Raw genomic sequence first — 26632 nt, 5'->3', positions numbered from 1 at the left:
CCGACCACAGACCTACGGACGATCCGTCTCTTCGGACCCCGGTGCCTGCGCGGCGCCGGGGTTCGTCGTTGCGGTACCACCGTCGCTCCCGCGCGTGATGCCGATCTCCTGGCTCTCGCTGAGCACCTGCGGGTGGTAGCGGGCGAGGTTGACCACGCCGTAGACCGCGATGGCCCCGGCGACGCCGTAGATCACGAGCGCCCATGGTGGAGCAGCGGCCGCCTCGCCGAGGATCACCATTCCGATGAGCACGGCGATGAGCGGGTCGACGACCGTGAGGCCGGCGATGACGAGGTCGGGCGGGCCGGAGCTGTAGGCGGTCTGCACGAAGTACGCCCCGACCGCCGCGGCCGCGACGAGGGCGATGACGCAGATGGCGGTGATCCACTCGAACTGCCCCGCCTCGATGCGCTTGATGACGACCTTCGCCAGGGTGGCGACGAACCCGTAGAGGATGCCGGCGCCGATCACGTAGAACAGGGCGCGCATGCGGTGCCGCAGCACGAGCCAGCAGGCCCCGAGCACGATGATCACGACGAGGAGGATGGCGAGGATCACGAAGAGTTCGCGATCCTGCACCTCGCGCTCGGTGGCGAAGAGCGCGGCGAAGAAGACGAAGAGGAAGATGCCCCCGACACAGCAGATGATCGCGGTGATGGATTTCTTCGTCGGCGAGTGCCCTGAGATGCGGGCGTTCAACAGTGTCGTGATCACCAGCGCGATGGCGCCGAGCGGCTGAACGACCATGAGCGGAGCGCGCACGAGCGCGGCGAGCTGACACACGATCGCCAGGCCCAGCATCAGGGTGCCGATGATCCACGAGGGGCGTGTGAGCAGCCGGCGGAGCTGGTCGAAGCTGAGGCCCGACGTCCCCTGCGAACCGCTCAGGCGCTCGACCTTCTCGACGCCGCGGTGCTGGTACTGCGCGCCGAGCGACATGAACACCGCACCGGCCAACGCGAGCGGGATGCCGAGCAGCAGCCCGGGGTTCTGGAAGACACCGACGAGCTGCTCGCCGACGTCTTCTACCGAGTTCATTTCCACACCCCTGCGCTCACCCTACGACCCTACCCGTCGCAGTGCGCCCAGTAGGGTTGTGACGTGGCTGTACTTCCGATTCGCATCATGGGCGACCCCGTCCTGCACTCCCCCGCTTCTCCCGTCGACGAGATCACCGACGAGATCCGTACGCTCGTCGCCGACATGTTCGAGACGATGGACATCGCTCCGGGTGTCGGCCTGGCCGCACCGCAGGTCGGCGTCGCCCTGCGCATCTACACCTACTCGTACGTCGACGACGACGATCAGCCCTGGCGCGGCGTGATCATCAATCCCGAGCTCTGGATCACTCCGCTCGAACCCGGCTCCCCCGATCCCGACCTGGAGTCCGAGGGCTGCCTGTCGTTCCCGGGCGAGCGCTTCCCCCTGCGTCGCTCCGAGCATGTCCGGGTCACCGGGATCGATCTCGAGGGCGCCCCGGTGTCGATCGCGGTCGACGGATGGCGCGCACGCATCATGCAGCACGAGTTCGACCACCTCGACGGCATCCTTTACGTGGATCGCCTGTCGGACGGCGATTGGAAGACCGCGCAGAAGATCGCGCGCAAGCGCGGGTGGGGTCGGCCCGGCGCCAGCTGGATGCCCGGCGTCGACGATCTGGAAGGCTGAGTCGATTCTTCTCAGCTCGGTCATAGCGGGCGTGGAGTTGCACCACAGGTTTCCGTCCCTATAGCGTTTTGGACGTCGGCATCCTTATATGCCGACCTACACCACGTTCGGAGGGGCACACATGATGAAGCCGCGCACGCGACGCGCGCTCGCACTGACCGGAGCGGCCGTTGCTGTTTCGGTCGCGCTGACCGGTTGCAGCACGATCAACAACATTCTCGGCGGCGGTTCGGCAGACGCCGACCGCGACGAGGAGACCGGACAGGTCACCGAGGGGTCGAACATCGACATCTTCAACCTGAAGCTCGGCGACTGCAAGATGGAGAGCCCGAGCGGCCTGATCCAGGATGCGGACGTCGTCCCGTGCGACGAGCCTCACGACGAAGAGGTCTACTACGAGATCACGATGGCGGATGGGGAGTTCTCCGAGGCCGACGTCGACGCTGCGAGCCAGGAGTGCATCGGCGATGCGTACACGAGCTTCGTCGGCATCGCCTACGAGGAGTCGGCCCTCGAGGTCTATCCGATCACCCCGACGCAGGAGACCTGGGACCAGCTGGACGACCGCATCGTGCAGTGCGTCATCATCGATCCTGCCGGCCAGACGACCGGCTCGCTCAAGGGCGCCGCACGCTGATCCGAGCGAAACGCACGAGGGGGCCGCGTCGAGGCGACGCGGCCCCCTCGTCGTTCGCTCAGATCGCCGCTTCGCCGCTCTCGGCGAGGCGCAGGTCGATCCGCCGCAGCAGCTGTGCGTTGAGCGCCACCACCACGGTCGACAGCGACATCAGCACGGCACCGACCGACATCGGCAGCACGAAGCCGATCGGGGCGAGCACTCCCGCGGCCAGGGGCACCGAGAGCAGGTTGTACCCGGCTGCCCACCAGAGGTTCTGCGACATCTTTCGGTAGGTCGCCCGAGACAGCTCGATGACCGACACGACGGCGCGGGGATCGGAGCTCGCCAGGATCACCCCGGCCGAGGCGATCGCCACGTCGGTGCCCGCGCCGATCGCGATACCGACGTCCGCCTGCGCCAGCGCGGGGGCGTCATTCACGCCGTCCCCCACCATCGCCACGGTCCTGCCCTCCCGCTGCAGCTCTGCGACCTTCGCCGACTTGTCCTCCGGGCGCACGCCCGCGAACACGCGTCGGATACCGAGGTCAGCGGCCACGGCATCCGCGACCGCCTGCGCATCACCGGTGATCATGACGACCTCCACGCCGCGTCGATTCAGGTCGTCGACCGCGGTGCGGGACTCGTCGCGCACCTCATCGGCCAGCGCGAACGCGCCGACCACAGTGCCGTCGACAACCGCGTGCAGGATGATCGCACCCGTCGCCCGCCACGTCTCGGCGACGGGCAGCTCGTCCGCCCCGATCTCGTCGAGCATCTTCGGACCACCCACTCGAACGTCGGTGCCGTCGACGATCGCCCGCACCCCGACCGCCGGTGACGACGAGAAGCCGCTGACCGACGACGTCCTGAGTCCACGCTCCTCGGCCGCGCGGACGATCGCACGGGCGAGAGGGTGCTCGCTGTCGCCCTCCGCCGACGCCGCCAACGCGAGCACACGACTCGGATCCGTGCCGTCGGCTGCCGCGATGTCGGTGACGACCGGCTCGCCGCGCGTCAATGTTCCGGTCTTGTCGAACAGCACCGTGTCGACCGTGCGCATGCGCTCGAGCGCCAACCGGTCCTTCACCAGGATGCCCGCTCGGGCTGCCCGTTCGGTCGCGATCGACACCACGAGCGGGATCGCCAGACCCAGCGCGTGCGGGCAGGCGATCACGAGAACCGTGATCGAGCGCACGACCGCGGCATCGACGTCGCCGACGGCCGACCACACCGCGGCGGTCACCACCGCCGAGATCAGGGCGAACCAGAAGAGCAGCGCTGCCGCACGGTCGGCGAGCCGCTGTGCGCGCGAGGTCGAGTTCTGCGCGTCCTCGACGAGCCGACGGATGCCGGCCAGCGCGGTGTCGTCGCCGACCGCCGTGATCTCGACGCGGAGGCCCGAGTCCGTCGCCACCGTGCCCGCCGTGACGGCGTCACCGGGCGCGCGGGTCACCGGTCGCGACTCTCCGGTGATCATCGACTCGTCCATCGCCGCGCTGCCGTCGACGATCCGGCCGTCGGCGGGGATCCGCGCGCCGGGGCGCACGACCACGAGGTCACCGACGCGGAGTTCGTCCGGTGACACGCGCACCGTGCGCCCGCCCTCGATGCGTTCAGCCTCATCGGGCAGGAGCGCGGCCAGAGAGTCGAGTGCCGAGGTCGTCTGCGCGAGCGAACGCATCTCGATCCAGTGCCCGAGCAGCATGATGACGATGAGGAGGGCGAGCTCCCACCAGAATTCCAGTTCGTGGTGCAGGACACCGAGTGTCGCTCCCCACGAGGCGAAGAAGGCGACCGTGATCGCGAGGGCGACCAGCAGCATCATGCCGGGCCGTCGCGCGCGCAGTTCGCCGACGGCACCCTGGAGGAACGGCCTGCCGCCCCAGACGTACATCACCGAACCGATGACCGGGGCGACGAAACGCACCGGGCCGTCGGGGATCTCGTAGCCGATGATCATCGCGAACATCGGCGAGAGCAGCACGACGGGGACCGCCAGCACCAGGTTGATCCAGAAGAGTCGCCGGAACTGGCCCACGTGATCGCCGTGCCCGGAGTGACCGGAGTGTCCGCCGTGCCCGGAGTGTCCGGAATGCTCTCCGGCGCTCGCGTGGCCTCGGCTCGGAGGTGCCTCGTGCTCGTGGTGCGCGTGCATGTGCGTCTCGCTCATCGCTCTCTCCGCTCGTTGCGTGCGCTACTGCGGAATCCGCGCAGACGCAGGCTGTTGCCGACCACGAACACGCTCGACAACGCCATCGCGGCGCCGGCCAGCATCGGGTTCAGCAGTCCGAGGGCGGCGATCGGGATCGCCGCCACGTTGTAGGCGAAGGCCCAGAACAGGTTCGCCTTGATCGTGCGTAATGTGCGGCGCGAGAGGCGGATCGCGTCGACGGCGCTGCGCAGGTCGCCACGGACCAGCGTGATGTCGGATGCCTCGATCGCGGCATCCGTTCCCGTGCCCATCGCGATCCCGAGATCGGCACGCGCGAGCGCGGGGGCATCGTTGACGCCGTCGCCGACCATCGCGACCGTTCGCCCCTCGGCCTGCAGCCTCGCGATGACCTCGGCCTTCTGCGCGGGGAGCACCTCGGCGATGACCTCGTCGATACCGACCTCGCGCGCGATGTGGCGCGCGACGGCCGCGTTGTCTCCCGTCAGCAGCACCGGAGCGAGGCCGAGAGCCTTCACCTGCGCGATCGCTTCGGCGCTCGTCGGCCGCACGGCATCCGCCACCACGAGCGCTCCGTGGACCGCTCCGTCCCAGCCGACCGTCACGACCGTGCGCCCCGCCTCCTCGTGGGAACCGTGGAGCGAAGGGTCGCGCGTGCTCGTCGCGTCGGCGAGCATCGCCGTGCGGCCGACGAGCACACGATGCCCGTCCACGACGCCCTCCACTCCGATACCCGGGTGGTTGACGAAGCCGTCGACCGCCGGAAGCGACCCGGCCTCGACCTGCGCCGCCTGCGCGATCGCCCGTCCGATCGGATGCTCAGACGCGGCCTCGAGCGCACCGGCGAGGCGGAGCAGTTGCGCACGGTCCGTTCCCGGTTCGAGGATCACATCGACGAGGCTCATCGCGCCCCGGGTGACCGTGCCCGTCTTGTCGAGCACGACCGTGTCGACGGCCCGCGTGGATTCGAGCACTTCGGGGCCCTTGATGAGGATCCCCAGCTGTGCTCCGCGACCGGTACCCACCAGCACGGCGGTCGGGGTCGCCAGGCCGAGGGCGCACGGGCAGGCGATGACCAGCACCGCGACGGCCGCCGTGAACGCCATCGCAGTCGACGCGCCGATGGCGAACCAGGTGACGAGCGTGCCGAGTGCGATCACCAGAACGATCGGCACGAAGACACCCGAGATCCGATCGGCCAGGCGCTGCACCTCGGCCTTCCCGGTCTGCGCCTCCTCCACCAGTCGCGCCATCTGCGCGAGCTGGGTGTCGGCCCCGATCCTTGTCGCCCGGATGACCAGGCGTCCGCCGGCGTTCACGGTCGCGCCGGCGACGGAGTCTCCTGCGGCGACCTCGACGGGCACGGACTCGCCCGTCATCATCGAGGCGTCGACGGCCGATGTGCCCGAGACGACGATGCCGTCGGTCGCGATCTTCTCGCCGGGACGCACCACGAATTCGTCGCCGATCCGGAGGTCCGCCGCCGGGATGCGTTGCTCGACGCCTCCCCGGCGCACCGCGACGTCCTTCGCTCCGAGCTCCAGCAGAGCGCGCAGCGCGGCACCCGCGCGACGCTTCGACCGCTTCTCGAAATAGCGACCGGCGAGGATGAACATCGTCACGCCCGCCGCGACCTCGAGGTAGATCGCATCGGCGCCGTCGGACGGCGCGAGCACGAACTCGAACGAATGGGTCATGCCCGGCATGCCCGCCATGCCGAAGAACAGCGCGTAGAGCGACCAGAGGAACGCCGCGATCGTTCCCATCGACACGAGCGTGTCCATGGTCGCCGCGCCGTGTCGGAGGTTCACCCAGGCCGCCCGGTGGAACGGCCACCCGCCCCACACCACGACGGGAGCCGCGAGCGTCAACGAGGCCCACTGCCAGTACGTGAACTGCAGCGCCGGGATCATCGCCATCGCGATCACGGGGACGGTCAGCGCGACGGAGACCCACAGCCGGGTGCGCAGGCCGTCGAGCTCGGGATCGCCCGTGGCATCGGGGTCGGCATCCTGCACGCGGACGGGCAGCGCAGCCGTGTATCCGGCCTTCTCGATCTCTGCGATCAGGACGGCCGGGTCGTAGCCCTCCGGCGCCGCGACCGACGCCTTCTCGGTCGCGTAGTTGACCGTGGCCGTCACGCCCTCGAGCCGGTTCAGCTTCTTCTCGATCCGCGTCGCGCACGACGCGCACGTCATCCCGCCGATCTCGAGGTCGACGCCGACCGTCCCGACGTTCATCAGACGCGAACGGCCGAGTATCCGGCCTCGGACACGGCCGAGAGGATCTGCGCGTCGTCGACGTCCGCAGCGGTGATGCGCAGCATCCCGGTCTGCGCACTGACGTCGACGATCTCGACGCCGGCGATCTGCTCGACCTCCTCGCGGACCGACATCTCGCAGTGACCGCAGGTCATCCCGGTCACCCGGTAGTCGGTGGTGGTGTCGCTCATGGGAACTCCTTCAGAGTGAATCTGGATACCCCCAGGGGGTATTAAGTGCAACGCCACTCTACCTCGGATATTCCTCGGCCGCACCCGGACGCCTCATGCGGCATACTCCCAAGAGACCGAAAGGATGCGCGATGACGCAACCACCCCAGGACCACACCTCTCCGCGACGAGCCGGAGTCTTCCGGCGTCGAGGCACCGTCGGCGATCCCGCCGCGACGGACTCGCGTCGCCGCACCCGTTACGTCGACGACGGCAGGCTGAGCGTCCCGCCGCGCAGCACCTCGGTCGACGATGCCACGCGCTTCACCGAGGAGAGCGCGAACCGCACGGCGCTGCTGCTGTACCCGTCACCGACGCCGGACGACGTCGCCGAGCTCGCGACGGCGTGGGAGCTCCATCCCGTCCTTGTGGAGGATCTGCTGCACGCCGGTCAGCGCCCGAAACTCGAGCGCTACGACGACACCCTCTTCCTCGTGGTGCGCTCCGCCTGGTACATCGACGCGACGGAGGACGTGGATTTCGCCGAGTTCCACATCCTCGTCCGCCCGCGCGCGGTCGCCGTGTTCTGCCAGGACGCGCGCTGGATCGACGGCGTCGACGCCGATGACGCTTCCGGAGCCGCCGATCGCGGGGAACAGACCCTGCTCGCCGACGAGAAGCTGCTCCGGCACGGGCCGGAAGCGATCGTGTACCGGCTGCTCGACGCGATCGTCGACGGCTACTCCCCTGTGCTGCGCGGCATCGCGGTCGACAAGGAGCAGATCGAACGACAGGTCTTCCGCGGCGACTCCGCCGTCACCGAGCGCATCTATCGCCTGAGCCAGGAGGTCATCGATCTGCAGCAGGCCACGTCCGGGCTGAGCGAGGTGCTGGCCGCGCTGCGCGACGGATTCACGCGCTACGACATCCCCGATGAACTGCAGACCTATCTGCAGGACGTCGACGACCATCTCCGCCGCATCGGCACCCAGGTGGCGGAGCTGCGCGAATCGCTCTCGCAGATCCTCACGGTCAACGGCACCCTCGTCGCTCAGCGCCAGAACGAGGACATGAAGAAGATCTCCGGGTGGGCGGCGATCCTGTTCGCGCCGACGTTGATCGGCGCCGTCTACGGCATGAACTTCGACAACATGCCCGAATTGCACTGGACGTTCGGGTACCCGCTCGCGGTCGGAGGGATGATCGCCTTCGCGCTCGTGCTCTTCCTCGTGTTCAAGAAACAGAAGTGGATGTAGCCACCACTCTCGGAGGACAAGGGAAAAGCCCCTCCGAAGAGGGGCTTTTCATTGGCTCCCCGGCTTGGACTCGAACCAAGAACCTGCCGGTTAACAGCCGGCTGCTCTGCCAATTGAGCTACCGAGGAATGTGCTCCGCTGCGCGGGCAACTCGACAAGCTTAGCAAACTCCGAGCCGTGCACGTGACACCGGAGGCGGTTATCGCGCTCTCGGGCGTGTCGCGCTCAGCGTCGCGAATCCGCCTCCGCGTTCGGCACCCACAGCAGGTCCTTCCCTACCCCACGCGCGACCACGTGTCCGGCGCGCAGCATGAGCGTCTCGGCGTTGAGTTCGCGGATGAAGTCGGCGTCGTTCGTGACGAGCAGAGCCGCCATCGACTGCTCCTTCCGTCGCCGGGTGATCGCGTCGAAGACCACCGGGCGCACCTCGAGGTCGAGGTTCGCGAGGATCTCGTCGGCGATGAGCACCTGCGGCTCGAGCACGAACGAACGGGCGATCGCGACGCGTTGGCGCATTCCCGCGCTCAGCTCGTAGGGGAACTTCGCGGCCGTGCCGAGCGGCAGGTGCAGCTCGTCGAGCAGCGTGGCGACGCGGATCGAGAGCGCCTTGCTGTTCACTCGCTTCTCGCGCATCAGGATGGGCTCGGCGATCACCTCGTTGACGGTGAGCCGGGGCGGGAGGTCGGCTCCGGCTCCCTGGGGCACGAAACCCGTGCGATACGTGAGTACGCGGTGCTTGCGACCGGGACGCCGCGCGTCGACGCCGCAGACCTCCGCGCGGCCACCGACGACCTTCACCGAGGGATCGGTGGATCCGGCCAGCGCCGCCACGAGGCTCGACTTTCCCGAACCCGTGGGGCCTGCGATACAGAGGAGCGCGCCCGGGGCGAGCGAGAACGAGACGCCGTCGACCGCACGCGTCGGAGAGCCGTGCCCGATACGGTCGATGACCAGATCGGAGCAGTCGATGGCGTGGGTGGAGGCGTGCCTGCGGGACATGCATCCCATCCTGCCCTCCCCCGGCGGTCCCGGGGGGTTACGACTCGACGAACCGCTGACGCTCGATGTCGATGTCGCGCAAGCGCATGCGGAGCGCGCGACCGCCGTCGGAGTCGGCGGGCACCCGCTGGACCGCACCCAGAAGCTCCTGCTTCTCGCTCTCGAGCTGTCGCATGATGAGTCGCCGAGCGAGATCGGTGGTGCTGGCCACGGCGCCTTCCTCGTTGCGCGCGGGGAACGGCATCATGAGCAGCTCCCCCGCGAGCGACCGGTACGGCTCGCGCACGCTGTTGACGGCATCCGTCGCCCACCCCGCCCGCGTGCGGTCGGCCGCGGCGACCACGGCCTCACGCACGGCATCGAGTGCCGGGGTGCGCAGAGGGGCTCCGAGCGCCCGCGAGAGCAGCGGCTGGTCGATCTGGTGACCGTACTGCAGCGCTCCCATCAGCGCATCGCGCTCCACGGCGACATCCGCCGAGCGCGGGAGGCTCGCGAGCGTGACCGGTGCGATTCCGGATGCCGCTCCCTCACCCCCGCCGGACGGTACCGTCTCGCGCCGCGACGGGGCACTCTGCGAGCCGCCCCGCGCCGAGCGCTCCACTTCGGTGTGCACCTCGGTCGGGTCCATTCCGAGCCGTCGCGCGAGCACACGCTCGTACCCGGGACGCAGCAGGCGATCGCGGATCTCCGCCACGATCGGCGCGGCCGCGCGCAGAGCACCGACGCGCCCCTCCACCGTCGCCAGGTCGAAGCCGGCGAGCTTGCGGTCGATCGCGAACTCGAACATCGGCACCTTGGCGTCCATGAGGCCGCGCACGGCGGCATCACCGCGCTGCAGCCGCAGGTCGCAGGGGTCGAGGCTGTCGGGCGCCACTGCCACGAACGTCTGCGCGTTGAAGCGGTCGTCCTCGGTGAACGCGCGCAGCGCCGCCTTCTGCCCCGCCTCGTCGCCGTCGAACGTGAACACGACCTCGCCCGAGGCGTTGTCATCGCCCATCACCCGGCGCAGCACCTTGATGTGCTCGGCGCCGAAGGCCGTGCCACAGGTCGCCACCGCCGTCGTCAGGCCGGCGAGATGGCAGGCCATGACGTCGGTGTAGCCCTCGACCACCACGACGCGTCGCGGGTCTCCGCGGGAGATGTCGCGCTTGGCGAGATCGAGACCGTAGAGCACCTGCGCCTTCTTGTAGATCGGCGTCTCGGGGGTGTTGAGGTACTTCGGACCCTGATCGTCGTCGAAGAGCTTGCGTGCGCCGAACCCGATCGTCTGGCCGGAGACGTCACGGATCGGCCAGACCAACCGCCCGCGGAATCGGTCGTACACGCCGCGTTGGCCGGTGGAGACCAGACCTGCGGTGCTGAGCTCCTCGCGCGTGAAACCCTGCGCCGTGAGCGCCTTGAGCATCCCGTCCCATCCGCGGGGCGCGAAGCCCACACCGAAATGCGCTGCGGCCCCGGCGTCGAACCCGCGCTCGCCCAGGAACCGTCGCCCCGCCTCGGCATCCGCCGAGAGCAACTGCGCGCGGAAGAACTCGGCGGCGGCCGTGTTGGCGGCATAGAGCCGGCTACGACCACTCGTCTCGGGAGCGGCTCCGCCGTCCTCGTAGTGGAGGGTGTAGCCGATGCGACCCGCGAGGCGCTCCACCGCCTCGGTGAAGCTCACGTGATCCATCTCGCGCAGGAACGAATAGACGTCACCCGACTCGCCGCAGCCGAAGCAGTGGTAGTAACCCACCTGAGGACGCACGTGGAAGCTCGGGCTCTTCTCGTCGTGGAAGGGGCACAGACCCTTGAGCGACCCGACGCCGGCGGACTTCAGCGCGACGCGCTCCCCCACGATGTCGGCGATGTTCGTGCGCGATTTGACCTCGTCGACGTCGGCCTGCCGGATGCGGGGCATCAGCGGGCCCCTTCGACGACGGTCGACCTCTCGGCGTGCGCGCGCGCCCCGGGGCGTGCGTGACGGGGAGTCCAGATACCGACCTCGGCCGGGTCGATCTCGCCGACGAGACGGTTGTGCCAATCGATCGCACTCTGGTCGGTGAGGCTCGCGATCTGGTCGACGATCACGCGGGCCCGCTGGTCGTCGGTATCGGCATCATGGAAGTCGGCGGCGAACGCCGGCTCGAGCACATCGGCACCGGCGGACCACAGCGTGTCGGTCTGCCAGAGAGCATCGGCGAGGCGGGTGAGAACCCGGCGCTGCTCCTTGTAGACGCCCTTGCGCGCCTCGATCGTCACGATCGCCTGCCCCATGATCCCCTTGAGGACGGCGATCTCGGCCTCGACCACGCGCGGCACCACGACGTGCGCGTTGTAACGCACCAGCGCCTTGCTGCCGTATGCCTCACGGGTCGCTGAGACGGCCGCGCGGGCGAAGCGGCCGATCAGGTCGCTCGTGAGGTTCTTGAGCCGCGCGAGCGACTGACGGCTGCGGTCGAACGAGGGCAGCCACATCGACTGCGACGAGAGCCGGTAGAGCGCGTCGGCCAATTCCTCGCGGGTGAAGTCGTAGCCCACCCACTGCTGGATCCGGCCGACCAGCGCGTCGTGCTGCGCCGGATCCGAGAGCTGCGCGACGTCGAGGTAGCCGTTGACGATCGCGTCCTCGAAATCGTGCACCGAGTAGCCGATGTCGTCGGAGAGGTCCATGATCTCGGCCTCGATGCAGCGCAGACGCCCCGGCGCTCCCTCGCGCATCCAGCGGAAGACCGCTTCGTCCTCGGGGTACACACCGAACTTCAGGCGGCCACCGGGATCGGGCACCGGGCTGTCGATCGTCCACGGGTACTTGCAGGTGGCGTCGAGACTCGCGCGCGTGAGGTTGAGTCCGACGGAGCGCTCGTCGTCGTCGAGCACCTTCGCCTCGAGACGGGTGAGGATGCGCAGTGACTGCGCGTTGCCCTCGAAACCGCCGATGTCGGCCGCCCACTCGTTGAGCGCACGCTCACCGTTGTGCCCGAACGGCGGATGCCCGAGATCGTGACTGAGGCAGGCCGTGTCGACGACATCGGCCGAGACGCCCAGGGCGGTCGCGAGCTCGCGACCCACCTGCGCCACTTCGAGCGAGTGCGTCAGGCGATTTCGGGCGAAGTCGGCCGTGCTCGCGGGGCTCAGCACCTGCGTCTTGGCGGCGAGACGCCGTAACGCCGCCGAGTGCAGCACGCGCGCCCGGTCGCGGGCGAAGTCGTTGCGTTCCGAACGATGCGTCTCGGCGAAGAAGCGCTCGGCGTCGCGCGGGTCGTATCCGTCGCCGCGGGGTGCACGCGCCGGCGTGACCGCGTCACCCACCGCTGTTCTCGATCTCTGCTCCACGCATCATCTCCGAGGCCGATGCCGCGATCTCGCGGGAGTCGAGCCACTTGTCCGGCAGAGCCGGGCGCTTGGGACGGCCGGCGCGGCCGCGCTGCCCCTCGGCATCCGCTCCGGGATAGGGTGCGGTGTGATCGAGGCGTCCGAGCAGGTCATCGATCTCGGCGAGGCTCGACGCCGTCGCGAGTCCGGTACGGATGTCGCCTCCCACCGGGTACCCCTTGAAGTACCAGGCCACGTGCTTGCGCACGTCGCGGCACCCGCGGTCCTCGTCCTCGAAGAACTCGACCAGCAGCTCGGCATGCCGACGGAAGGCGTCGGCCACGAATCCGAGGGTCGCGTCGACCGGGTGGCTCTCGGCGCCGAAGGCGGCGGCCAGTTCGCCGAAGAGCCAGGGGCGCCCGAGGCACCCGCGTCCGACGACCACGCCGTCGCAGTCGGTCTCGGCCATCATGCGCACGGCGTCGTCGGCCGACCAGATGTCGCCGTTGCCGAGCACCGGGATGCTGGTGACGGCCTGTTTGAGTTCGCCGATCGCGTTCCAGTCGGCGTTGCCCGAGTAGAACTCGCTGGCGGTGCGGGCGTGCAGGGCGACCGCGGCGACACCCGCGTCTTCGGCTGCGCGCCCGGCGTCGAGGAACGTGAGGTGGTCGGGATCGATTCCCTTGCGCATCTTCACCGTGAGCGGCACGTCGCCCGCGGCCTTGACGGCCTGCGTCACGATGTCGGCGAAAAGAGAGCTCTTCCAGGGAAGGGCCGCTCCCCCGCCCTTGCGCGTCACCTTGGGCACGGGGCAACCGAAGTTCAGGTCGATGTGATCGGCGTGATCCTCGGCGACGATGATCCGCACGGCCTCGGCGATCGTCTTCGGGTCGACGCCGTAGAGCTGGATCGACCGCGGCGTCTCGCTCTCGTGATGGCGGATCAGACGCATCGTCGTCTCGTTGCGCTCGACGAGCGCGCGCGAGGTGATCATCTCGCTGACGTAGAGGCCGGCGCCGTACTCACGGCACAGACGACGGAAGGCGGTGTTCGTGATCCCGGCCATGGGCGCGAGGACCACCGGCACGTCGAGGTCGATGGGACCGATGCGAAGCGTGCGCGCGGATGCGGTGGCGAGAGTCATGTCCTTGACATTCTCCCAGACGCGGAGCCTGTGGTGCCCCATCGACCTAAGCTGTGGAGTATGACCGATTCCGCGCTCCGTTCGATCCCCTTCACCGATGCGCAGGGCAACGAGAAGACTCTCGATGACCTCGGCGCCGATGTGCTGCTGGTGGTGAACGTCGCGTCGAAGTGCGGACTCACCCCGCAGTACGAGCAGCTCGAGGAGCTGCAGCGCCTGTACGGCGACCGCGGCTTCAGCGTGGTGGGCTTCCCCAGCAACCAGTTCCTGCAGGAGCCCGGCTCCGTGGAGCAGATCACGGAGTTCTGCTCGACCACCTACGGCGTCACCTTCCCGGTGAACGACAAGGTGAAGGTCAACGGCCGGAACGCCGCCGAACTCTTCAAGGCCCTCAAGGAGACGCCCGATGCGAACGGCAAGGCCGGACGCGTGGAGTGGAACTTCGAGAAGTTCCTGGTGCTGCCCGACGGCGAGGTCCTCCGGTTCCGGCCGAAGCAGAAGCCGGACGACCCCGCGATCGTCGGTGCGATCGAGTCGGCGCTGACGCGCTAGACCGCGGCGGCCTCGGCATCGCCTTCGAGTTCGGAGTCGCCGCGCTTGGACCACAGGTCGCGCAGCACGTTCTCGAAAGCGGCCGGCGGCTGGGCACCGCTGATGCCGTACTGCCCGTCGATCACGAAGAACGGCACCCCCTGGATGCCGTAGGCGCGTGCCTGCGCCTGGTCCTGGCGGACGGCGGGAAGGTAACGCTCGGTCTCGAGCGCCTCGCGCGCGGCGTCGGCATCTAGTCCGACCTCGACCGCGAGCGCGACGAGGTCGTCGATGCGACCGACGTGCTTGCCCTCGGTGAAGTAGGCCGACATCAGGCGCTCCTCCAGCTCGTGCTGGAGGCCCTGCGCCTTGGCGAAGTGCAGCAGCTCGTGCGCCTTGACCGTGTTCGTATGCTGCAGCAGGTCGAACCGGTACTGGAGGCCCGCCTGCTCGGCGACACCGGTGACGTTGGCGAGCATCTGCTCGACCTGGTCGCGCGGCATGCCCTTGTGACCGGCGAGGAAGTCGATCTCGTCGCCGTCGAAGTCGACGGGGGTGTCGGGCGAGAGTTCGAACGAGTGGAAGGTGACGTTCACCTGCGGGGCGTCGTCATCACCGGCGACGGATTCGAGCCCCTTCTCGAGATTGCGCTTGCCGATGTAGCACCACGGGCAGGCGATGTCGGACCAGATGTCGATGGAGATGGGTTCGCTCACACCCTCATCCAACCCCATGGAAGTCCTTCGTATTCCTCCACCCGGTTCCTGAGCGAGCGTGAGCGAGACGAAGGGTCCGGCGTCGCTAGGATCGACGGATGCTGTCCGCCGACGATCCGCTCCCCTCGACGCCGCAGCGCGTGCTGGTGGCGGGGGTCACGGGTTCGGGCAAGACGACCCTTGCCGGCCGTATCGCCCGACTCTGGGGGCTGCGCCACGTCGAGATCGACGGACTGTTCCACGGCCCGGACTGGACCCCGCGGCCGGAGTTCCTCGACGACGTCCGGGCCTTCGCCGGCGAGGACCGGTGGGTCACCGAGTGGCAGTACACGAGCAAGGGCACCGATCGGATCCTCGCCCCCCGCGCGCAACTCGTGCTCTGGCTCGACTACCCCTACCGCGTCGTGCGATCGCGGCTGCTGCGCCGCACGATCGGTCGCAGCATCCTGCGCACGAAGATGTGGAACGGCAACGTAGAGAGACCTATCTGGCGCATGTTCCGCGGTTCGCCCGAGGAGAGCATCCTCGCCTGGCAGACCGCGACGCTCGGCAAATGGACGGAACGGATGCCCGTGGCCGCGGCTGAGTTCCCGCACCTCGTGATCGTGCGTCTGCAGAATCCGCGCGAGACCGAGCGGTGGTTGCGCGCTCAGGCCGAGGCGTCGGGCGCGTCGATCGCGCCGCCGAAGCGTCGGTCGCGGGACAGGTAGATCCCGATCGCCCGCCAGAGCTCCTCGCGGGAGAAGTCCGGCCACAGCGTGTCGAGGAAGACCATCTCTGCATAGGCCGACTCCCAGAGCAGGAAGTTCGACGTGCGCTGCTCACCGGAGCTGCGCAGGAACAGATCGACATCCGGCATGTCCGGCACGTAGAGGTTTCGGCGGATCATCTTCTCGGTGATCGCGTTCGGCTTCACCCGACCGGCAGCGACCTCCGCCGCTATCGAGCGCATCGCGTCGACGAGTTCGACGCGTCCGCCGTAGTTGACGCACATCGTGAGCGTCAGGACGTCGTTGCCGCGCGTCAGTTGCTCGGCGTACTGCAGCTCCTTGATGACGCTGCCCCACAGTCGCGGCTTGCGCCCCGCCCAGCGCACTCGCACACCCCACTCGTTGAGCTGATCCCGACGCCGGTGCAGCACGTCGCGATTGTATCCCATGAGGAAGCGCACCTCCTCGGGCGAGCGCGCCCAGTTCTCGGTCGAGAACGCGTAGACCGAGAGGTGCTTGACGCCCGCCTGGATCGCCCCGGCGACGACGTCGAGCAGCACCTCCTCGCCGGCCTTGTGGCCCTCGACGCGGCTCAGCCCCCGACGGTTCGCCCAGCGCCCGTTGCCGTCCATGACGATCGCCACGTGCTCGGGCACCGCGCGGAACTCCGGCGGGTGAACACCCGTCCAGTCGAGGGGGCGGTACGCGACGGCGTCCTTGTGCGTATAGGGCTTCGGGGTCACCGTGCTCCTCCGGGGATGTCGGATACGTGCGCGAGCGAGCGGATGCCGCGCTCGAGGTGCCATTGGGCGTAGGCGCTGATGAGGCCGGACGCGGTGGCGGTGTCGGCGGCGGACGCCGCGTCGACGGCATCCCACTCCCCCGCCATCAACGAGCGCAGCAGACCCAGCGCCTTCTCGCCGATGCGAGGGCTGCCCGCCGGCGCGCACGACGTGCACACCAGACCGCCCAGCTGCACGACGAACGTCGAGTGCGGGCCGGGGGTCCCGCATCGGGCGCACTCGCTGAACGAGGGCGCCCACCCCGACAGCGCCATGACGCGCAGCAGGTAGGAATCGAGGATGCTGCGGGGGGCGTGCTCGCCGCGGGACAGTGCCCGCAGACCTCCGACGAGCAGCAGATACTGATCGGGCGTCGCCTCGGCATCGCTCAACCGATCGGCCGTCTCGACCATCGCGCTGGCTGCGGTGAAACGCTCGTAGTGTGCGACGATATCGGCGCCGTAGGATCCGAGCGACTCCGCCTGCTGCACGATGTCGAGCGAGCGACCCTGGTAGAGCTGCACGTCGGCGACCATGAACGGCTCGAGTCGCGAGCCGAACTTCGACGACGTGCGCCGCACGCCCTTCGCGACCGCCCGGATCTTGCCGTGCTGCCGCGAGAGCATCGTGACGATGCGATCCGCCTCCCCCAGCTTGTGGGTGCGCAGGATCACCGCTTCGTCTCGATAGGTGGGCATCCCTCGATTATCCTCCGTGCGAGACAATGGACGGGTGACCGAACCGCTCTTCATCATCCCGTTCTGGGCGGATCTGCTGGGCGTGGGGCTCGGCGGCGTCCAGGGAGCCCTCTTCGCCTCCGGTTTCCAGGGGCAACGACGCCTGGACTGGCTCGGCGTCGCGATCATCGGGATCATGATCGGCATGGGCGGCGGTCTCATCCGCGACATCCTGCTCGGGCAGACCCCCGCGACGCTGCAGAACCAGTGGTATCTCGTGACGGCGACGGGCGCCGCGCTCTTCGGAATGCTGCTCGCCGGGCTCTTCACACGCCTGAACAAGGTGATCGTCGGGCTCGACGCGATAGTCATCGGCATGTTCGGCGCCTTCGGTACGAGCAAGGCACTCGCCCTCGGCATCCCCGAGGTTCCCGCCGTCTTCATCGGCGTCTGCGCAGCGGTCGGCGGCAGTGTGCTGCGCGACATGCTGATGGGCCTGCCGACCGCGATCATGCACGTCGGCTCGCTGTACGCCGTGGCCGCCGGTGGCGGATGCGCGTTCATCGTCATCGCGCACGCCCTCGGAATGTCGATCCCCCTCGCGGCGGTCATCGGCATCGCCGTCACCGCGGTGATCCGCGTGCTCGCGGTGAGCTTCGATGTCTCGTTGCCCGAGCAACGGCGCCTCTACCGCCGCAAGGTCGCCGCCGAGACCGGGGCGATCCCGATCGTCAAGCCCTGAGACCCTTCGTCTCGCTCCTCGCTCAGGAACCGACCTGAAACCGGTCCCTGAGCGAGGAGCGGAGCGACGAGAGGAAGGGGTCGCAGCGACCCAGCTGCCGCTCAGACGGCGGCGAGCTCCGTCTGTCGTGCGCGGATCGAGCGGTTGACACCCGACACGATCGCCTTGAGCGAGGCGGTCGAGATGTCGCCGTCGATACCGACGCCCCACAGGCGCTGATCACCGATCTGCAGCTCGACGTAGGCCGCGGCCTGCGCGTCGCCGCCGGCGCTGAGAGCGTGCTCGACGTAGTCGTACAGCGTGATGTCGAAGCCCTGCGCGCGCAGCACCTCGATGAAGGCGGCGATCGGTCCGTTGCCGTTCCCTGCGACAGCCACCTGCTGGTCGTCATCCCGGAGGGTGACGTCGAGCACCACGTCGCCCGACATGTCGCTGCGGGTCTGCGTCGACAGCAGCTCGAATCTGCCCCACTTCGCTTCGGTATCCGTCGCCGGCAGGTACTCGTCGTTGAAGATCGACCAGATCTGGTCGCTCGTGACCTCGCCGCCCTCGGCATCCGTCTTCGTCTGCACGACGCCCGAGAACTCGATCTGCAGCTTGCGCGGCAGGTCGATCGCGTGGTCGGCCTTCAGCAGATAGGCCACGCCGCCCTTGCCGGACTGCGAGTTGACTCGGATCACGGCCTCGTACGAGCGACCGAGGTCCTTCGGGTCGACCGGCAGATACGGCACCGCCCACTCGATGTCGTCGACCGTGACGCCCTCGGCGTCGGCCCGCACGGCCATCGCCTCGAAGCCCTTCTTGATCGCATCCTGGTGCGAGCCGCTGAACGCGGTGAAGACCAGGTCTCCCGCCCAGGGGCTGCGCTCCGGCACCGGCAGCTGGTTGCAGTACTCGACCGTGCGCTTGACCTGGTCGATGTCGCTGAAGTCGATCTGCGGATCGATGCCCTGCGTGAACAGGTTGATCCCCAGCGCGACGATGTCGACGTTTCCGGTGCGCTCCCCGTTTCCGAACAGGCATCCTTCGATGCGATCCGCGCCGGCCATGTAGCCGAGCTCGGCGGCCGCGATCGCCGTGCCGCGGTCGTTGTGCGGGTGCAGCGACAGGATGACGTTCTCGCGGTGCGCGAGGTGACGGCTCATCCACTCGATGGAGTCGGCGTAGACGTTCGGCGATGCCATCTCGACCGTGGCCGGCAGGTTGATGATGACCTTGCGGTCGGGCGTCGGCTCGAAGACCTCGATCACCTGGTTGCAGATGTCGACGGCGAACTCCAGCTCGGTGCCCGTGTAGCTCTCGGGCGAGTACTCGTAGAAGACCTGCGTCTCGGGGATGGTCTTCTCGAACTGGCGGCACAGTCGCGCACCTTCGAGGGCGATGTCGATGATCCCCTGCTTGTCGGTGCGGAACACGACCTCGCGCTGCAGCACGCTCGTCGAGTTGTAGAGGTGCACGATGGCCTGCTTGGCACCCGCGATCGACTCGTAGGTGCGCTGGATCAGGTGCTCGCGCGCCTGGGTCAGCACCTGGATCGTGACGTCATCGGGGATCAGGTTCTCTTCGATCAGCTGGCGGACGAAGTCGAAGTCCGTCTGGCTGGCCGACGGGAAGCCGACCTCGATCTCCTTGTACCCCATGCTCACGAGGAGCTCGAACATCACCCGCTTGCGCTCGGGCGACATCGGGTCGATGAGGGCCTGGTTGCCGTCACGGAGGTCGACGGCGCACCATCGCGGTGCGGTCGTGATGCGGGCATCGGGCCAGGTGCGGTCCGGGAGGTCGACGCTGATCTGCTCGTGGAACGGCCGGTACTTGTGGATCGGCATCCCGGAGGGGCGCTGCGTGTTCTGCATGGTGGGCTTCTTCTCTTCGTCAGAATGTACGGGCCAACACAAGCGCCGCGACGAGGAAGGCCCTAGCTCTTAGGACTCGTCGCGGCAGCTAAGAAGAAGCAGACCGCCGAAAGGCATGTGGTCATGCTAGCAGGATGCCTCATCCACCGTGCACGTGAGACGATCACCGTCTCCACGACACTGGTGGGTATGAGCACTCCACTGCGTCGCCGTCTCCTCTGGTCCGCCGCCGTCGCGACGGCGCTCGCGTCGACCCTGTCCGCGTGCGCCACGGGTACCGGCGCGAGCGGGGCGCCGACGAGCAGCGCCGACCCTCAGGTGCAGGACATCTCGGGGATCATCGCCGATCCTCCGACGGGACGCGTGCACGGATCCGGCACGGTGCTCGATGTCGACGGTGACGTGCAGCTGTGCCTCGGCGGCGTGGCCGAGTCTTATCCGCCCCAGTGCTCCGGCGTACCGCTCATCGGGTGGAGCTGGGACGGCATCGACGGGAGCGAGACGAGCGGAACCACCACCTGGGGCGCGTACGCCGTGACCGGACGGTACGACGGTGAGAGCATCACGGTCACCGACCCGCCCGTGCTGCTGGCGCTGTACGACCCGGTGCGGCCCGTCGATCCGACCGGAGGTGTCGAGGGGGAAACGAGCGCCGCCGAGCTGACGGAGATCCAGGATGATCTGAGCTCACGCCTCGGTACCGACGGGCTGGCTCTCTGGACCGAGCGCGGCTACGTCTGGGTGCAGGTCGTCTGGGACGACGGGCAACTCCAGCGGGCCGTCGACGCCGAGTACGGCGAGGACACGGTCATCGTCCTCCCCGCATTGAGCGAGTTCGACGCCTCCTAGGCCGTACGACCAGGTCAGAGAACGCAGCGAACCGTCTTCGCCGTGCCGCCCACGTTGGCCCATGCACCGGCGTTCGCCGTGGCGAGGACACCGCCCGCGCTGTTGCGCGCCTGGGCGTAGCCGGAGCTCCGGGCGTTGGCGAACGAGCGCGGTACGAATCCGGTCGGCACCGTGAGTGTTCCGCACGTTCCCCACGTCACGGTCGTCCCCGAGAGCGACCCATTGCTGTAGGCGCAGATCCGTCCGTTCGCGCAGCTTCCGACGGCGGCACGCGCGGCGAATCCTCCGAGCACGCTCGGAACCGTGACCTCCATGTCGAGTGCCGGCCAGACGGCGCGATGCGCGTCGATCAGCACGCCACCGGGAATCTCGTCGAGCATCTGCGCGATCGTCGGATCGACCTCGTCCTCGCCGGTCGCGGCGGAGGCCGCAGCGGGGGCCGATACGACGAGCAGACCGGCGACGATCAGAGCCGTGAGCACGGCACGCGGAGACCTCATCACAGAATCCCTTCGATGTCCCAGAGTTGGTAGGAGATGATGGCGCCCGCGGCGAACGCCTCGTTCTCGAGGAGATTCGTGCGCTCGACACCGACGATGCGACCAGTGTCTGCGGAGAGCAGGACGACGTCGCTCGAGGTCCCGTCCGGTGAGGGAACCCGGAGGGCCGTCACGGGTCGCTCCAGCCGATCGGTGGCGGTACCCAGCGCTTCGACCCCGGGGACCTGCTCCAGGATGCCGAGCATCTCGGACTCCTGAGCGTTCGTGAACGTCCACTGCCCCTTCGCCGACGTGATCGCTGCGACGACATCGAAGCCCGTCGGGTCGCTCGGCAGCCAGTAGGCGTCGAGCACCGCCCGCATGTTCTCCGGGGTCGCGGCGGGCATGTCGACGACAGGAGCGGCGAACTCGCCCGGCGCCATGTCGAGCTCCCACGCGACCTCACCGCTGCTCGAGATCTCGGAGCCGACGTTCGCCGCGGCATCCGCCGGGTCGTAGGGCACGCCCTCGATCGAGACCGTGCGTCCGGAGAGATCGGGATTCCAGGTCGTCGTCATGAGCTGCGGCACGACCTCGGTCTCCCGGGTGCCCATGTCGACCGCGAACGACCACGATGCGGAGTGCACGGCTCGTTCGGCGTCGGCGGGCCCCGCGCTGGTCGCGAGCGCGGCCTGCGCGTCGTCGAGGATCTGAGCGGCGGTTCCGCCGGCATCGAACTCGAGAGGGAGGGGCGTGCCGGCGACGGCCGCATTCTGCGGAACCAGGACGGCGACCGCGACGACGGCGGATGCCGCAGCGACGGTGAGACCCGAGGCCCATCCGGCCACGGCCGCACGGCGCTGGCGCGGTGCCCGCGCATCGCGCAGAATCCGATCACGCACCGCGATCGCCCGCAGGTCCGGTGCGGATTCCCTCGGTGTACGCGCCGGGTCGGCGTCGGTGAGCACGCGCTCGAGCAGGGCACTTTCAGTCATCGACGATCACCCCCTCCGATCTCAACGCTTCGCGCACGTGTGCCTGTGCGCGGAGCAACGTCTTGCGCACCCGGGCCACGGAGATCCGTGCGAGTTCGGCGATCTCCCCCACCGACAACCCATCCCAGTACGTGAGGACGATGATACGCCTCTCCCTGGCCGGGAGTACAGACAGAGCACGCAGAACGGCTGCCTGCTCGGCCGCATCCACATCGTCGCGCGGGCCACGCACGCCCTGGTGCACCGCCGCCGCCGCGCTCGACCGGGTGCTCGCCCCGTGCGAGCGCGCCCGCAACGCGCGATCGGCAGCGCGCAGCAGCCAGACGCGCCCCATCGGCTTGCGCGGGTTCAGGCGCGCCCACGCCGTCACGAACACTTCGGAGACGATCTGGGTGACCTCACCGTCGTCGACGACGACGCCCTCGATGTGATGACGGATCGCCGACCAGTGGGCGTTGAAGACGGTGGAGAAGACCTCGTCCCGCAGCGATTTCGGGTCGTCGCTGCGGGGGATCATGCGCTCGGAGGTGGCGGTGCCGCGTATGCCGACTGAGTCCCTCGGGAAGTCATGTCAGAACCCGAGCCGGCCCAGCTGCTTCGGGTCGCGCTGCCATTCCTTCGCGACCTTCACGTGGAGGGCGAGGAAGACGCGGGTGCCGAGGAGCTCCTCGACCTGCGCGCGTGCACGTGCACCGACGTCACGCAGACGCTTACCCTTGTGCCCGATGATGATCGCCTTCTGGCTGTCGCGTTCGACGATGATCGAGGCGTGCACATCGGTGAGGTCGCTGCCCTCGCGCGCGGCCACCTCGTCGACGACCACGGCGATCGAGTGCGGCAGTTCGTCGCGGACGCCCTCGAGAGCCGCCTCGCGGATGTACTCGGCGATCCGGTCGTCCTGCGACTCGTCGGTCGTGATGCCCTCAGGGTACAGAGCCGGCCCCGTAGGCATGAGCGCGAGGATCTGATCCGAGAGCACATCGAGCTGGTCGCGTGTCAGGGCGGACAACGGAACCACGGCGGCCCAATCCTCGCGCAGCGCATCGACCTCGAGAAGTCGCTCGGTGATCTCGTCGCGACCCGCGGCATCCGTCTTGGTCACGATCGCGACCTTCTTCGCCCGCGGGTATCCGTCGAGCGAAGCGGCGATCCGTCGATCGCCCGGGCCGATCTTCTCGGTGGCCGGAACGCAGAAGCCGATCACATCGACGTCGCCGAGCACCTGCTCGACGAGATCGTTCAGACGCTCTCCGAGGAGCGTCCGGGGCTTGTGGATGCCCGGGGTGTCGACGATCACGAGCTGGCCGTCGGGGCGGTTGAGGATGCCGCGGATCGCGCGCCGGGTGGTCTGCGGCTTCTCGCTGGTGATCGCGATCTTCTCGCCGACCAGGGCGTTGGTGAGAGTCGACTTCCCGACGTTCGGTCGGCCGACGAAGGTCACGAACCCGCTTCGGTTCTGCTCAGTCATCGTGTCGTTCTCCTTCGTCGTCCGCAGCTTCCTCGCCACGCGCTGCTCTCTCCACGAACACCGTGGCGATCCCTCTGCCGCGTCCCCGCGACGCGCCGCCCGTGAGCACCAGCCCGTCGACGACGGCCGTCGCACCGGGCTGCGGCACCTGACCGAGCGCCTTGCCGAGGAGACCGCCGATCGAGTCGACGTCCTCGTCCTCCAGCTCGAGCCCGAACAGATCGCCCACGTCCTCGAGCGAGAGCCGGGAGCTCACGCGGTAGCGCCCGTCACCCAGATCGAAGAAGTCGGCGGATACCCGATCGTACTCGTCCGCGATCTCGCCGACGAGCTCCTCGATGAGGTCCTCGAGCGTCACGAGCCCCGAGATCCCTCCGTGCTCGTCGATCACCAGGCACACGTGCACCGCATCGCGCTTCATCTGCTGCAGGAGCGTCTCGGCGCGCATCGACTCGGGGACGAATGTCGCCGGGCGCGAGATGGGGCGGATGGATGCTCCGCGCCAGGCTCCCTCGTCGCGATAGGCGAACTGCACGAGATCCTTGAGGTAGAGCACGCCCACGACGTCGTCCGCCTCGTCGTCCACCACGGGCATGCGCGACACCCCGCGATTGAGGAAGAGTTCCATCGCCTCGCTGGTCGACGCCGTGGCGTCGACCGTGACCATCTCGGTACGCGGCACCATGACCGCCCGCACGAACTGGTCGGTGAAATCGAAGACCGAGTGGATGAGGTCGCGGTCGTCGGCCTCGATGAGGTCGTTCGACGCGGCCTCGTCGACCATGCTCAGCAGCTGCTCCTCGGACGAGAAGGAACTGCGTCCGGTTCCCGGGGTCACGCGGTTGCCGAGGAGGACGAGCCCCTGGGCGATCGGGCCCAGGATCATGCGCAGGCCACGCACGATCGGGGCGTTCGCCCGCAGCAGGCCATCGGCGCGGTGGCGTCCGACCGTGCGCGGGCTCGCACCGACCAGCACGAAGGTGATGCCGGTCATGAGCACGGCGGCGGCGAGCATCGCCCACCAGATGTTGTCGAACAGCGAGGTGAACGCGACCGTGACGAGCACGGCCGCCGTGACCTCGGCGAGCACGCGGATGAAGGCGACGGAGTTGACGTGCGCGTCGGGGTCGGCGGCGATCCGCGCGAGCTGAGCGGCATTGCGCCCCTCGGTTCCCATCTCCTCGAGGTCGGCGCGCGATCGCACGCTGAATGCGGCGTCGATCGCCGACATCAGACCGCCGAAGGCGACGAGGAGGACGGCGGCGGCGAGGAGGGAGACGGCGACGAGCGTCATCGCCGACGCTCGGCCGCGGCGAAGCTCTGGATGAGCTCCTTCTGCAGGCCGAACATCTCACGCTCCTCGTCGGGCTCGGCGTGGTCGAAGCCGAGCAGGTGGAGCAGACCGTGAGTGGTGAGCAGGATGAGCTCGTCCATCAGGGTGTGGCCGGCGGCCTGCGCCTGCGTCTCGGCGACCTGCGGGCAGAGCACGATGTCTCCGAGCAGACCGGGAGCGGTCGGGCGATCCTCGGTGCCGGGACGCAGTTCGTCCATCGGGAAGCTGAGCACGTCGGTGGGGCCGGGCTCGTCCATCCACTGCACGTGCAGTGCCTCCATGGCGCCCTCGTCGACGAGGACGATGGCGACCTCGGCGTCTGCGCTCACGTGCAGCTGGGCGAGATTGTGGTCGGTCAACCGCTGGAGCACGGTCTCGTCGACGTCGATCGCCGACTCGTTGTTGATCTCGATCATGAGAGTCCTCGTTTCGGCATGCGGTCACGGGGACCGGGTCGTTGCGCTCCCCGACGATCGGCGCGGTTCGCGAACTCGGCGGCCTGCTCGCGCTCGAACCGCTGCGCCGTGCGCTTCTCGTCGTACTCGCTGTAGGCGTCGACGATGCGACCGACGAGCGAGTGGCGCACCACGTCGTCGCTGGTCAGTCGGGAGAAATGGATGTCGTCGATGTCGCCGAGCACGCGCGTCACCATGCGCAGACCGGACGAACCCTGCGGGAGGTCGACCTGGGTGATATCGCCGGTGACGACCATCTTCGTGCCGAAGCCGAGACGGGTCAGGAACATCTTCATCTGCTCGGGGGTGGTGTTCTGCGCCTCGTCGAGCACAACGAACGAGTCGTTGAGCGTGCGACCGCGCATGTAGGCGAGAGGGGCGACCTCGATCGTTCCCGTCGCCATGAGGCGCGGCACGATCTCGGGGTCCATCATCTCGTTGAGCGCGTCGTAGAGCGGTCGCAGGTACGGGTCGATCTTGTCGGTCAGGGTTCCGGGCAGGAAGCCCAGGCGCTCGCCCGCCTCGACGGCGGGGCGGGTCAGGATGATCCGCGTGACCTCCTTGCGCTGCAGGGCCTGCACCGCTTTGGCCATCGCCAGGTAGGTCTTGCCCGTTCCCGCGGGACCGATGCCGAAGACGATCGTGTTCTCCTCGATCGCGTCGACGTACTCCTTCTGGCCGAGGGTCTTCGGGCGGATGACCTTGCCGCGGGTCGACAGGATCGCCTCGCCGAGCACCTCGCTCGGACGCGGACCCCCGTCACGCAGCATCCGGGCGGAACTGCTGACGTCACTCGGCGCGAGATCGGCGCCGCCCCGGGTCATCTGGAGAAGCTCCTCGACGAGCGTCTTCGCCGCGGCGACCGCCGACGTCGAACCGCTCAGCGTGATCTCGTTGCCGCGCACGAGCACCTGCACATCGTGGTGCTCCTTCTCGAGCATCCGCAGGAGCCGGTCCTGCGGACCGAGCAATTGCACCATCGCGACGCCGTCGGCGTAGATCTTCTCGACGGAGTCCGGAACGGATGCTCCGCTGCGGCGTTCCGGGATCTCTGGGCTCTGATCGTGGTTGTCAGGCACCGACACTCTTCTCGGTCAGTCCCCCGCCCAGCACGTGGGCGTGGACGTGGAACACGGTCTGTCCGGCGTTCGCGCCGGAGTTGAAGACGAGGCGGTAATCGCCGTCGTCGGTGTGCTGCGCGGCGAGCTCCTTCGCGAAGGAGACCATCTCGGCGAGCAGCGTCGGGTCGCCCGCCGCGACCTCGGCGACGTCGCGGTACTCCGCGGTCTTCGGGATCACCAGGAGGTGGACCGGCGCCTGAGGCGCGATGTCACGGATGGCGAACACGCGCTCGGTCTCACCGACGACCTCTGCGGGGATCTCACCATTCAGGATGCGCGTGAAGATCGAGGGGTCGCTCATGTTCCCAGTCTAGCGGCGGGGTCCGACGGCGCGGCG

The 26632-nt window shown here is 68.5% G+C and carries 27 protein-coding genes and 1 tRNA gene; 7 read left to right on the top strand and 21 right to left on the bottom strand.

Features of this window, described 5'->3' with window-relative positions:
- Positions 1-12: 12 nt before the first annotated feature.
- Positions 13-1038, bottom strand: coding sequence for a DMT family transporter (locus ACIQTT_RS01210; RefSeq protein ID WP_402784939.1), 1026 nt, complete (start codon positions 1036-1038; stop codon positions 13-15).
- Positions 1039-1101: 63 nt separating this feature from the next.
- Here ACIQTT_RS01210 and def point away from each other — a divergent pair, with 63 nt between their 5' ends.
- The gene (gene def / locus ACIQTT_RS01205; protein ID WP_402784937.1) at positions 1102-1668 is read left to right on the top strand and encodes a peptide deformylase; all 567 of its coding nucleotides are present in this window, start codon (positions 1102-1104) and stop codon (positions 1666-1668) included.
- A gap of 121 nt (positions 1669-1789) precedes the next feature.
- Entirely contained in the window at positions 1790-2305 is a 516-nt protein-coding gene (locus ACIQTT_RS01200; RefSeq protein WP_402784935.1) for a hypothetical protein, read from the top strand.
- Positions 2306-2363: 58 nt separating this feature from the next.
- On the opposite strand, the gene ACIQTT_RS01195 is transcribed toward ACIQTT_RS01200, so the two are convergent.
- The 3 genes from ACIQTT_RS01195 to ACIQTT_RS01185 are packed head-to-tail and all read right to left on the bottom strand — an operon-like array spanning position 2364 to position 6909.
- Positions 2364-4457, bottom strand: a complete 2094-nt coding sequence (locus ACIQTT_RS01195) for a heavy metal translocating P-type ATPase (RefSeq protein WP_402784933.1) — start codon at positions 4455-4457, stop codon at positions 2364-2366.
- The gene (locus ACIQTT_RS01190) at positions 4454-6697 is read right to left on the bottom strand and encodes a heavy metal translocating P-type ATPase (RefSeq protein WP_402784931.1); all 2244 of its coding nucleotides are present in this window, start codon (positions 6695-6697) and stop codon (positions 4454-4456) included. The genes ACIQTT_RS01195 and ACIQTT_RS01190 overlap by 4 nt, the downstream gene beginning before the upstream one ends.
- Positions 6697-6909 carry a heavy-metal-associated domain-containing protein gene (locus tag ACIQTT_RS01185; protein WP_402784929.1) on the bottom strand — a complete coding sequence of 71 codons (213 nt, stop codon included), beginning with the start codon at positions 6907-6909 and terminating at the stop codon, positions 6697-6699. The genes ACIQTT_RS01190 and ACIQTT_RS01185 overlap by 1 nt, the downstream gene beginning before the upstream one ends.
- Before the next feature lie 131 nt (positions 6910-7040).
- Here ACIQTT_RS01185 and ACIQTT_RS01180 point away from each other — a divergent pair, with 131 nt between their 5' ends.
- Positions 7041-8144 carry a magnesium and cobalt transport protein CorA gene (locus tag ACIQTT_RS01180; protein ID WP_402784927.1) on the top strand — a complete coding sequence of 368 codons (1104 nt, stop codon included), beginning with the start codon at positions 7041-7043 and terminating at the stop codon, positions 8142-8144.
- A 52-nt stretch (positions 8145-8196) separates the two neighbouring features.
- Here the strand turns inward: ACIQTT_RS01180 and ACIQTT_RS01175 are convergent.
- The 5 genes from ACIQTT_RS01175 to dusB all read right to left on the bottom strand — a co-directional run bounded on the left by ACIQTT_RS01175 (position 8197) and on the right by dusB (position 13581).
- Positions 8197-8272 (bottom strand) — tRNA-Asn (locus tag ACIQTT_RS01175).
- 97 nt (positions 8273-8369) lie between these two features.
- Positions 8370-9143 carry an ATP-binding cassette domain-containing protein gene (locus ACIQTT_RS01170; RefSeq protein ID WP_247622243.1) on the bottom strand — a complete coding sequence of 258 codons (774 nt, stop codon included), beginning with the start codon at positions 9141-9143 and terminating at the stop codon, positions 8370-8372.
- A 37-nt stretch (positions 9144-9180) separates the two neighbouring features.
- Entirely contained in the window at positions 9181-11043 is a 1863-nt protein-coding gene (gene dnaG, locus ACIQTT_RS01165; protein ID WP_402784925.1) for a DNA primase, read from the bottom strand.
- The gene (locus tag ACIQTT_RS01160) at positions 11043-12434 is read right to left on the bottom strand and encodes a deoxyguanosinetriphosphate triphosphohydrolase (RefSeq protein WP_402784923.1); all 1392 of its coding nucleotides are present in this window, start codon (positions 12432-12434) and stop codon (positions 11043-11045) included. Before ACIQTT_RS01160 ends, dnaG begins: the two co-directional genes overlap by 1 nt.
- Positions 12427-13581 carry a tRNA dihydrouridine synthase DusB gene (gene dusB / locus ACIQTT_RS01155; RefSeq protein WP_402784921.1) on the bottom strand — a complete coding sequence of 385 codons (1155 nt, stop codon included), beginning with the start codon at positions 13579-13581 and terminating at the stop codon, positions 12427-12429. The genes ACIQTT_RS01160 and dusB overlap by 8 nt, the downstream gene beginning before the upstream one ends.
- A 60-nt stretch (positions 13582-13641) precedes the next feature.
- Between dusB and ACIQTT_RS01150 the strand changes: the two genes are divergently transcribed.
- A complete protein-coding gene (locus ACIQTT_RS01150; RefSeq protein ID WP_402784919.1) occupies positions 13642-14133 on the top strand; it encodes a glutathione peroxidase in 492 nt (163 codons plus the stop codon).
- Here the strand turns inward: ACIQTT_RS01150 and ACIQTT_RS01145 are convergent.
- Positions 14130-14828, bottom strand: a complete 699-nt coding sequence (locus tag ACIQTT_RS01145; RefSeq protein WP_402784917.1) for a DsbA family protein — start codon at positions 14826-14828, stop codon at positions 14130-14132. The genes ACIQTT_RS01150 and ACIQTT_RS01145 overlap by 4 nt on opposite strands.
- Before the next feature lie 98 nt (positions 14829-14926).
- Here ACIQTT_RS01145 and ACIQTT_RS01140 point away from each other — a divergent pair, with 98 nt between their 5' ends.
- The gene (locus tag ACIQTT_RS01140) at positions 14927-15538 is read left to right on the top strand and encodes an AAA family ATPase (protein WP_402784914.1); all 612 of its coding nucleotides are present in this window, start codon (positions 14927-14929) and stop codon (positions 15536-15538) included.
- On the opposite strand, the gene ACIQTT_RS01135 is transcribed toward ACIQTT_RS01140, so the two are convergent.
- Both ACIQTT_RS01135 and recO read right to left on the bottom strand, forming a co-directional pair.
- Positions 15478-16281, bottom strand: coding sequence for an isoprenyl transferase (locus ACIQTT_RS01135; RefSeq protein WP_402784911.1), 804 nt, complete (start codon positions 16279-16281; stop codon positions 15478-15480). The two genes, ACIQTT_RS01140 and ACIQTT_RS01135, sit on opposite strands and share 61 nt — an antisense overlap.
- The gene (recO, locus tag ACIQTT_RS01130) at positions 16278-17018 is read right to left on the bottom strand and encodes a DNA repair protein RecO (RefSeq protein ID WP_402784908.1); all 741 of its coding nucleotides are present in this window, start codon (positions 17016-17018) and stop codon (positions 16278-16280) included. The genes ACIQTT_RS01135 and recO overlap by 4 nt, the downstream gene beginning before the upstream one ends.
- A gap of 34 nt (positions 17019-17052) precedes the next feature.
- Between recO and ACIQTT_RS01125 the strand changes: the two genes are divergently transcribed.
- A complete protein-coding gene (locus tag ACIQTT_RS01125; RefSeq protein WP_247622234.1) occupies positions 17053-17739 on the top strand; it encodes a trimeric intracellular cation channel family protein in 687 nt (228 codons plus the stop codon).
- A 101-nt stretch (positions 17740-17840) separates the two neighbouring features.
- Here ACIQTT_RS01125 and leuA read toward each other — a convergent pair whose 3' ends face one another.
- Entirely contained in the window at positions 17841-19595 is a 1755-nt protein-coding gene (leuA, locus tag ACIQTT_RS01120; RefSeq protein ID WP_402784905.1) for a 2-isopropylmalate synthase, read from the bottom strand.
- A gap of 189 nt (positions 19596-19784) precedes the next feature.
- On the opposite strand from leuA, the gene ACIQTT_RS01115 reads away from it, so the two are divergent.
- On the top strand, positions 19785-20444 hold the full coding sequence (locus ACIQTT_RS01115) for a hypothetical protein (RefSeq protein ID WP_402784902.1): 660 nt from the start codon (positions 19785-19787) through the stop codon (positions 20442-20444).
- 14 nt (positions 20445-20458) lie between these two features.
- Here the strand turns inward: ACIQTT_RS01115 and ACIQTT_RS01110 are convergent, their stop codons facing one another.
- From ACIQTT_RS01110 to ACIQTT_RS01075, 8 genes are all read right to left on the bottom strand, one after another.
- Positions 20459-20944, bottom strand: coding sequence for a hypothetical protein (locus tag ACIQTT_RS01110; protein ID WP_402784899.1), 486 nt, complete (start codon positions 20942-20944; stop codon positions 20459-20461).
- Positions 20944-21918 carry a hypothetical protein gene (locus tag ACIQTT_RS01105; protein ID WP_402784896.1) on the bottom strand — a complete coding sequence of 325 codons (975 nt, stop codon included), beginning with the start codon at positions 21916-21918 and terminating at the stop codon, positions 20944-20946. The genes ACIQTT_RS01110 and ACIQTT_RS01105 overlap by 1 nt, the downstream gene beginning before the upstream one ends.
- Entirely contained in the window at positions 21911-22435 is a 525-nt protein-coding gene (locus ACIQTT_RS01100) for a sigma-70 family RNA polymerase sigma factor (protein ID WP_402784893.1), read from the bottom strand. The genes ACIQTT_RS01105 and ACIQTT_RS01100 overlap by 8 nt, the downstream gene beginning before the upstream one ends.
- 54 nt (positions 22436-22489) lie before the next feature.
- Positions 22490-23386 carry a GTPase Era gene (era, locus tag ACIQTT_RS01095; RefSeq protein ID WP_402784890.1) on the bottom strand — a complete coding sequence of 299 codons (897 nt, stop codon included), beginning with the start codon at positions 23384-23386 and terminating at the stop codon, positions 22490-22492.
- On the bottom strand, positions 23379-24680 hold the full coding sequence (locus tag ACIQTT_RS01090) for a hemolysin family protein (protein WP_402784887.1): 1302 nt from the start codon (positions 24678-24680) through the stop codon (positions 23379-23381). The genes era and ACIQTT_RS01090 overlap by 8 nt, the downstream gene beginning before the upstream one ends.
- The gene (ybeY, locus tag ACIQTT_RS01085) at positions 24677-25135 is read right to left on the bottom strand and encodes an rRNA maturation RNase YbeY (protein ID WP_402784884.1); all 459 of its coding nucleotides are present in this window, start codon (positions 25133-25135) and stop codon (positions 24677-24679) included. The genes ACIQTT_RS01090 and ybeY overlap by 4 nt, the downstream gene beginning before the upstream one ends.
- Positions 25132-26154, bottom strand: coding sequence for a PhoH family protein (locus tag ACIQTT_RS01080; RefSeq protein ID WP_402791049.1), 1023 nt, complete (start codon positions 26152-26154; stop codon positions 25132-25134). Before ACIQTT_RS01080 ends, ybeY begins: the two co-directional genes overlap by 4 nt.
- Positions 26155-26245: 91 nt before the next feature.
- Positions 26246-26596: a histidine triad nucleotide-binding protein gene (locus tag ACIQTT_RS01075; protein ID WP_402784881.1), complete on the bottom strand. Its 351-nt coding sequence runs from the start codon at positions 26594-26596 to the stop codon at positions 26246-26248.
- Between the last annotated feature and the right edge of the window lie 36 nt (positions 26597-26632).

It is taken from the genome of Microbacterium sp. NPDC090225 (genome assembly GCF_044772365.1).
Classification (GTDB): Bacteria; Actinomycetota; Actinomycetes; order Actinomycetales; family Microbacteriaceae; genus Microbacterium.
The sequence above is the reverse complement of the archived record's forward strand: the minus strand, read 5'-3'. Positions and strand labels throughout refer to the sequence as shown.